The sequence below is a fragment of the Aeromonas sp. 600282 genome (genome assembly GCF_049175755.1).
Lineage (GTDB): Bacteria > Pseudomonadota > Gammaproteobacteria > Enterobacterales > Aeromonadaceae > Aeromonas > Aeromonas veronii_A.
This window is the reverse complement of sequence record NZ_JAAKVR010000017.1, coordinates 116,780-125,096: the sequence shown is the minus strand read 5'-3', so window position 1 is coordinate 125,096 and position 8,317 is coordinate 116,780. Positions and strand designations below refer to the sequence as shown.

Annotated in this window: 5 protein-coding genes; 2 read left to right on the top strand and 3 right to left on the bottom strand. The window is 51.7% G+C overall.

The features are described from left to right. Positions 1-203: 203 nt before the first annotated feature. On the top strand, positions 204-497 hold the full coding sequence (locus tag G5137_RS16265) for a hypothetical protein (RefSeq protein WP_216953101.1): 294 nt from the start codon (positions 204-206) through the stop codon (positions 495-497). On the opposite strand, the gene G5137_RS16260 is transcribed toward G5137_RS16265, so the two are convergent. Further along, the gene (locus G5137_RS16260; protein WP_421255668.1) at positions 468-3,926 is read right to left on the bottom strand and encodes an ATP-binding protein; all 3,459 of its coding nucleotides are present in this window, start codon (positions 3,924-3,926) and stop codon (positions 468-470) included. The genes G5137_RS16265 and G5137_RS16260 overlap by 30 nt on opposite strands. Positions 3,927-4,047: 121 nt before the next feature. On the opposite strand from G5137_RS16260, the gene G5137_RS16255 reads away from it, so the two are divergent. Continuing rightward, positions 4,048-4,686, top strand: coding sequence for a response regulator (locus tag G5137_RS16255; RefSeq protein ID WP_421255667.1), 639 nt, complete (start codon positions 4,048-4,050; stop codon positions 4,684-4,686). A gap of 2 nt (positions 4,687-4,688) precedes the next feature. Here the strand turns inward: G5137_RS16255 and G5137_RS16250 are convergent, their stop codons facing one another. Both G5137_RS16250 and G5137_RS16245 read right to left on the bottom strand, forming a co-directional pair. Then, positions 4,689-5,843 carry a hypothetical protein gene (locus G5137_RS16250; protein WP_421255666.1) on the bottom strand — a complete coding sequence of 385 codons (1,155 nt, stop codon included), beginning with the start codon at positions 5,841-5,843 and terminating at the stop codon, positions 4,689-4,691. After that, positions 5,836-8,292, bottom strand: a complete 2,457-nt coding sequence (locus G5137_RS16245; protein ID WP_421205244.1) for a TcfC E-set like domain-containing protein — start codon at positions 8,290-8,292, stop codon at positions 5,836-5,838. The genes G5137_RS16250 and G5137_RS16245 overlap by 8 nt, the downstream gene beginning before the upstream one ends. Positions 8,293-8,317 lie beyond the last annotated feature (25 nt).

Sequence of the window (8,317 nt, the reverse complement as noted above, 5' to 3'; positions counted from 1 at the left end):
CAAAGGGATCAGACTGTAAATCTGACGGCTCTGCCTTCGAAGGTTCGAATCCTTCTCCCTCCACCATCATTCAGAAAGCCCGGCCTTGCGCCGGGTTTTCGCTTTCTTGCCCACTAACACTTTCCGCCCTTGTCAGATTTGACAGTTGCAATTGCATCCCACCTTGCTCATCGTGGCATCATCAACATCAGAGTGTTCACATCATGTTTGAAGTCTGGGATGAGCATGGCCACGCAACAGGTCTGACACTGCAGGCACTCAAAATCAGAATCAGCAACGACTATCAGGGCGATCTGATGGTGCGCTACAGCAACAAGCTGGGACTCCCCACGACTCTTTTTCTGACGGTTCACAAGGGAGTGGCCTACCAGCGCTTTAAAGCGGGCTCGCCAAGACTGGACTGGGAGTGGCTGGCTGGGGCTGGTAATGGCCATACACCCCGCGATTTTATGAGTGAGCAGTTCCCCTTATTTCAGTTCTCCCTCGACAACAACTGACTCTTCATACCGTTCGCTTAACCCCCTCAGCTCCCCGATGATTTGCTGTAATTGGGCACGAAATCCGGTCAGCTCATCAGCACAAGATGAGGACCCGAGCTGGCGGATCTTCTCTTCCAGTCGCCATGCCTCTTCAGCCAGCTGCGGCGCCATCATCATGCTGATGGTCCCCGCCTGACGATGCACCCAATTCGCCAGTGCCTTGTCATCCTGTGGCTGCTGCACCATCGCTTGCTCAAGCTCCTGGCGAAATAGCGGAAACATCTGCCGTAACTTGTCACCTTGGCCAAAAAATGCCTCCATGGCCGCGACATCAATCAAGGATGGCGATGGCAGGATACACCACTTTTGCAGCATCTGACGCAAACCATCCAGCAGCACCGGCTTGCCCAGCAAATCATCCATGCCGGCGGCAAAGCAGCGTTCAGCCTGCTCAGGCATGGCATTGGCCGTCATGGCAATGATCAGCAAGCGCTTCTTATCCTCCCCAGCCCGTACCCTGCGCGTGAACTCATAGCCATCCATCACCGGCATCTGACAGTCACAGAGCACCAGATCATAGGGATACTGCGCGACCATCTCGAGGGCTTGCTGGCCGTGCTCAGCCAGCTCGCAGTTCAGCTTGAGCTGCCCGAGCTGGCGTATCACCAGCTGCTGGTTAAGGGGATTATCTTCCACCAGCAGTATCCGACAGGGCAGCATGGACCCACGCGCAGCGCTATTGGGCATCAATTGTGAGGCGGTCTCATCGCTCAAGACCAGCTGGCGATAGCAGACTTCCCGCACTGCATGCCAGGTCATGGGATTGCTGTTGAGAATGTAACCCTTCTCATCACTGCGATAGCCAAGAGGGGTTGCCAGCGGCAGCACCCGGATAACGCCCTCAGCCGCCAGGTCATGGTCACTGAAACGCAACTGAGCATTATCAGGGGGCGACGTTCGCGTGACTCCCAGAGCGTCAAGATGCAGTAACAGGGTGTGACACAGCTTATCGTCATGCAGTTCAATGCTGGCTTGCAGGCCATTGAGACGGAGATCCGGCTCTCGCAGTACCAGAACAGGCAACGTGACTGTCAAGGTGATAAAAGTGCCGAGCCCCGGGGCACTCTCCAGCCGGATCTCGCCCCCCATCAAGGTGGCCAGGGTCTGGCAGATACTCAGCCCCAAGCCAGTACCACCATAACTGCGGGTGGTAGAGCTCTCCGCCTGCTCAAAGGCATTGAAGATCCGGCCAAGCGCTTCGGGTGTCATGCCGATACCGCTGTCGCGCACGCCGAAGCGCAATTGCTGTTGCCCCTCCCCCTGTGCCAGCAGTTGCACCGAAATCTCGATAAAGCCCCGCTCGGTAAATTTGATGGCATTGCTGACAAAGTTGAAGAGGATCTGACGCAAACGCAACGCATCGCCGCTTACTCTGGCGGCAACACCAGCATCTGCCCAGAGGTAGACACGCAGCCCCTTGCGGTGTACCTCGCTCAGCGTCATGGTCAACACACTGTCGATCAGCTCACGGAGGAGAAACGGGGTTTGCTCGAGCTGCATCTTGCCTGCCTCCAGCTTGGCATAGTCGAGCACATTGTCGATCAGTGCATGCAGTCCCAGGGCACCGCGGTTGATGATCTCGACCATCTGGCGCTGATCCTGAGTCAGCTCGGTGAAGGTGAGCTGCTCCGCCATGCCGACGATACCATTCATGGGGGTGCGAATTTCGTGGCTCATGGTGGCCAGAAACTCCCCTTTCATGGTCGCCGCCGATTCCGCCCGCTCTTTCGCTCTGGCCAGTGCCAGCTCCACCTGCCGGCGCCTGGTAATTTCCTGACGAAGGCGCCAATACGCAATGCAGATAACCAGTATAAAGAGGGTTATACCCGACCCCAGCGGGATAAGTGTGCGCATCAGTTGCTGCCATGACACCCCCTCGCTGTAGTTCAATGCCAACCAAGTATTGCGGATCTGCCGTCGCTCCTTGTCGCTCATGCTGGCCAGCACCCGATTGACCAAAGGCAAGAGAGGGGTATAGGGCTCACGTACCGCTACCACCAGCTCATCCTTGAAGGGCGAAGGAGCCGCAATATTAAGCTGGTCTTCAAACTGATCCGCAATGAGTCGCGAGACTACCACCAGGTTGCCGATATAGGCATCCCCCTCACCAGCCGCAACTGCCGCCAACCCTTCACTGGCGTTGCTTGTCACCTTAATCGTCACATCCGGCAACAGCGCCTTGATCTGTGGAATTAACATGCCGTCGGTCAATAGCAGTCGCTTGCCTGTCAGGTCCGTGATATCTCCTATGGTGGGCGTACCGCTTGCCGTCACCAATACCATGGGAAATGATGCGAAAGGCTGGCTGGCATGCCACCCCATCAACCTGTCGATGATGCGGGTTGGCAGCACAACAAGATCGACATCATGATGCAGCAACTGTTGTTGAAGATCAGGCCAGCTCTGAACCGGAACCCTGCTGTAAGCCAAGCCAAGCTTCTCTTGCAGCAGCGCCAGATAGTCAACTACCATTCCAACCAGATTGCCATCCCTGTCACGATAGTAGAAAGGCATCCAATTGGGGCTCAATCCCAACTTCAATGGTGGCAGAGCCGACAACCATGCTCGCTCATCAGGGCGCAGCAAAAAATTACTGTGCCCCATAAAGTTGGGGACCAGGTTCTCCCCCAACCAGCGCTTCTCAAGCTCGCTGCGGGTCTCGACCGTCAACGCCTGAATGGCAGTATTAAGCTGGGTAGAAAGCGTTTGATTCTGGCTGGCAACAGCAAGATGAAGGGTCTCCATCAACAGGGGAGACTGTGCAACAACCGCCAGCGCAGGGTGACGCTTGATAAACAGATTGGCTACATACAGATTGCCGATATAGGCATCCGCTCGCCCTTGCTCCACCGCCTGAAGTGCGCTGCGAGTATCTACGAAGAGCCGCGGTGTGACCTTCGGATAGTGCAGCTTGACCAGCGTCTCGGTCATAAAGCCCTTTTCGATGGCAATGCTCGCAGACTGTAACCGGCTCACGTCGCGAAAGAGGGCGCTGTCCTGACGCACAACTACCACGGTCGGTGAGGTGTAATAGGGCAAACTGTAGGTGACACATGGGCGTCCCCCAGCATTAAAAGCATCGAGCAAGAGATCAATCTTGCCACGGCAAATATCCGCATACATGGCATCCCAGTCAGGGTAGGCATGCCAGGCAATCCGGTAATCCAGTTTTTTAGCTAATTGCTCCATTAATTCCACGCTGAATCCAGCGGCAACCTTACCATCCCATCGCTGAAATGGAGCCCATCCTCCTGCTAATATACCGACTTCAATAGTGGCAACCTCAGGCGGCTCAGAAGCCTGTAACACAGGGGTAAAGAATAAAGAAAATCCAACAATAATGGTAATTTGACTGAGCAATGACTTTATTGAGCAACATATCGACATAGTGGTTTACATATTTTTACAAATCAGTGTATGCATATAAAAAACAGGGATCGCACGGTAGTATATCAATGTCAGCTTTGATAGCCTTAATTTTACTAATCGCATCAAGAGAGACTCACTTATGACCTTTAGGATTATACTTTCTGATGATCATCCATTGATTTTAGCTGGTATCCGTAGCCTGATTGAAAAAATAACCCCACGCTGTGATGTCGTAGCAGAGGCATATAGGGTTTCTGATTTGTATATTTTATTAAGGCAACAGCCATGTGACTTGCTGATAACGGATTTCAGCATGCCGGGTGATAGTCGCAGTGATGGCCTCGTAATGGTACAGCAATTACGCAGAGAGTATCCCAATTTGGCGATCATTGTACTGACACAACTCCACAACAATGCAATATTACAGGCTCTGCTTCAATGTGGGATTAGTGGCCTGATATTAAAAAAATCTGTTATCACTGAGTTATCAGAAGCCATTCGCCAAGTGCTGCTTGGCCACACTTATATAGGTAAGTCTGTTAAAAACCTGCTGACTGAGGCAGGCATATCTCGTCACACCGATCTCACCCCGCTTACACCAAAAGAGAGCGAGGTAGTGCGTTTGCTGGCCAGTGGCATGTCGGTCACCCAGGTAGCAGAACACTTGAATCGCAGTGTGAAGACCATCAGTACACAGAAAAAGAGCGCCATGATGCGCCTAGGCTTGCAAAGCGATAGTGAACTGTTTTTTTATGCACAAAATAACGGTTTAGTTTAATATTACATACCACCAACAGGTATTGTTGCATCGACAATTAATGTCACAATGCCTTTATATGTAGCTCCTGGTCGCTTCCTCATTTCATCAACTTTAGACTGTTCTATTTCAAATAAGAAAAAATCATTGGCACTTTCTTTACTATTCTTAAATGGCACTTTCACGGATGGACTTAAAATAAACTTCCCATATGCATTATTACGTGAAATAACAATTGGTACTCTATGGCTACCAGAGCGATCTCTTATTTCACATTGCCCGCCCCCCACATGTGTATACTGGCACATCAAACCGATCCAGAAAGGCGTATCACTTGATATTCTCACAGGTAACGTTGAGTTTAATACTGTAGGCAATGTGGAATTCCACCAGCCTTTAGGTGGCGTCAAGACAACTGTATTACTACCATGAGGAAACTCTACTTTCATTTGATTTCTTACAACTAAAGATATATCCATTTCGATAATTGATGGTGCTCTATATGCCGAATTACCAAGATCAAGATCTTTGTTTGATGAACCAACAGTAAGTGTCACTCTTCCTTGGTATCGACCATTCGGAATAGTATCTATGTTATCAGCAGAAAGTTTATAACCAAAATAATATTTACTTATTATCGCATTGATCCTTTTAATTGGGTTTGGATATATTTTCGTGTAACATGAACCCCCATTTTTTTGAGCGTTGGCCGCGATTGAATAAAATACTGTTTTGGTGCTACTCGCGGTATCTCGATCAACTAGGGAACAGTTCGAGTTAGGATGCGCCTGATATGCATCACCAATATCCACCCCTACATTTTTTAGAGTATAGCCGGTATGAGTAAAGGAGAATTTCATGTTCACTTTACTGCCTGTGGGACTAGTCAGTGTGACAGATTTTTCTCTAGGGAAGCTATGGAAAAAAAATCGGTCCCATGCATTACTACCTCTAAATATTGGTTTGTCAATATCTGCATCCACAGCAACCACTCTAGACACATTATCATCACAGAAATAAGATAGTGGTAGTTTTATACAAGGGTCTGTAATTCTAAATTCATTTTTTCCAGGGTTATCCCGTGATTGTGAGTATTCTGCATTGACCTTCAAAACGACGGAATGCGCCATCGTAAATGGCATCATAAATATAAATATCAAAATTAATGTTTTAATCATATTTAACTGAACTCAATTTTGTTTCTAAACTGTGACAGGCTAGATCACCTAAAAATAGTATTCTGCTATTTATTGGTAAGGTGGGGACATCGACAACAGTCTCACACTGGCTAATGCCGTTTATCTCCATTTTCAAGATTGGATTGCGGGCGCTCATCTCAACGGCAAAAAAACCATCCACTTCACTCATGGTTCTACCTGCATGATTGACAACCATTGCCCCCTTCAAAGGAGCCCCCTTCTCATCCAACAGACGACCAATGACTGTTACCGTCTTCATGACGTGAACCTGATGATAGGCCACCCCCCCCTTGTTGAGGTGATAAGGCAACACGTTGGGGCGAATGCTCACCGAGGGGGCATCATGGCCAGCCAGATCCAGCTCAACAGCACCGCTGCGATAGGCTGCTACGGGTATTAGGTTGCGCCCTGGCCGCAACTTTAAATTACCACCCTGATCGTCATCGGCACGCAAGATCAGATCAGGCATATCGGACTCCAGATCCACTATCATGCCCGCCTCATACCCCTGAGATTGGCCGGTCATGGTCAGACTGCCCTCATCACCAAACGCCAGGGTGCTGTCAAGATTGAGCCCACCGCTCAGAGTACGGTTATAGGAGGAAGACAGCAGGTAGGCATCACCACTGACCAGATCCCCCTGAAACCTGGCATAGCCTGCTGTGCCGACGCCATAACTGTCAGTTGTCAGATTTACCCCGACGCTCTGCAGGGCCCCCCACTCCAGTAACTGCTGGTAACTGAGAGATCCGTTACGCTCTTGCCCGCCGGAACGGGAGGTTCGACTACCTATACCGACAGCCAATTGACTACGTTCTCCACCCAAGTTCATGCTTAGAGAGAGCATACTCCCCCTGTCCCTCGCGTTATCGGTACTGATGCTACCTGGCCGGTCAAATACCGTCAGGTTCCAGCTCACCGTCTGACCGAGTAGCTCGCCGTTGTAACGCCAGCCCAGATCAACCCCCAACCCACGCTCCGCCTGATGTGCCAAATAGAGGTTGGCAAAGTGTCGCTCGTCGAGCCGCTGCTGCAACGATATATTGCTCTGCTTGAGGTCGTGACTCCCCTCCCAAACTGGCCCTTTCTGGTGCTGCTGCTGGTGGCTGAGCACCAAGCTACCCTCGCCATAGTGATACAAGGCCTGCAGATCGAAGCCGCTTCCAAGTTCCTGTGTCGACATCAGGTTACCAAACAGCCGCCACTGATCATTCAGGCTCCAGTCGGCAGAAAGGCCGTGCTGCCAGCGCTGGTCGATATACTGGCTGGATGCCCCGACGATCACGGAGGGAGTGAGCAAATAATTGAGCATGATACCGCTACTTAGAGGACTGGGAGTGTCCTCTTCCAAGTTGCTGAACAGGCGGGTCTGCTGGCCAGCAAACAGGTTGAAACGCCATGCCTCATCAGGGTTTTGCCAGTTCATCGGCTTGTAGATCATCTCGCGCCGCCGTTCGGTAATCTGGCCATCTTCCAGCACACGCAGTTCCACCTCGTAGATCCCAGCAGGAAACACCTTGGTGTCCAGTGCCTGCAGCCCCGAACTCACCTGCTGCGAGTTAATGAGCTGCCCATCCCGATAGATCTCCACCATGCCGGGCCGGCTCGGGGTGACATAGACAGGAGTGGTACTGGCCTGGCCTTGCTCTATCAACAGGGTGTCGGAGTCCCCCAGCATGACACCCAACACGGTCGGGGTTCCCCCGCCAAACAGGGTAGGTTGACGCACCAAACCTTGTGCATAAGGCGAGAAGTAGCCCAACCTATAGAAGTGCCCCTTTCCTTCATGCTCGGCATAAAGTTGCTGTACATGGTGCTGCGCCACCTGCCCATTTCCTGACCGGCTCACTTCTCCCTCAAACAGCGGAGTCCATTGGCCTATGCTTCCCTGTGCAATTAGGTTGTAACGGCCACTACGCAGCTCACCTTCCTCCTGGGTCAGGTTCAACTGATGGCGCAACAGGGCGCCATAGCTGCCCCCACTGGGCAGATTGTAATAACGGTTCTGCGGCTGTCCCTTCTCGGCACCGGCCGTCAGCACCGACAACTGGGAGTTCTCTAGGCTGTACTCCAGCGCCAGCACTTCGTCAGCGCATGGATTCTGACATGGGCCCAGTCGATGGGATGCCTCCAGCGCCTTGGTCCAACGCTGACGGCTACGCTCGTCCAGCTCACTTTCATGGCTGCTGGTCAGAGCCAACAGTTGTACGCTGGTGTCTTTGCCCAGCACTATCTCGCCTTCCCCCAACAACTGCCCATCCACCAGAATGCGCACCGCCAGCGGGACGCCGAAGAAGTGATCGGCAAAGCCATCAGGCAAACCCTCTACTTGTTGCAACAGATCAAGGGGTTGTGCAACATGCCTACCCGTGGCCCAGGCAGGTGCGCAAAACACAACCAGGATCAACAGGAAAGAGAAATACTGCATGTATCTATCCCACTTCTTCTAAGCA

Coding starts and splice junctions, on each gene's coding strand:
- G5137_RS16265 (WP_216953101.1), top strand. CDS start 204: ATGTTTGAAGTCTGGGATGAGCATGGCCACGCAACAGGTCTGACACTG.
- G5137_RS16260 (WP_421255668.1), bottom strand. CDS start 3,926: ATGTCGATATGTTGCTCAATAAAGTCATTGCTCAGTCAAATTACCATT.
- G5137_RS16255 (WP_421255667.1), top strand. CDS start 4,048: ATGACCTTTAGGATTATACTTTCTGATGATCATCCATTGATTTTAGCT.
- G5137_RS16250 (WP_421255666.1), bottom strand. CDS start 5,843: ATGATTAAAACATTAATTTTGATATTTATATTTATGATGCCATTTACG.
- G5137_RS16245 (WP_421205244.1), bottom strand. CDS start 8,292: ATGCAGTATTTCTCTTTCCTGTTGATCCTGGTTGTGTTTTGCGCACCT.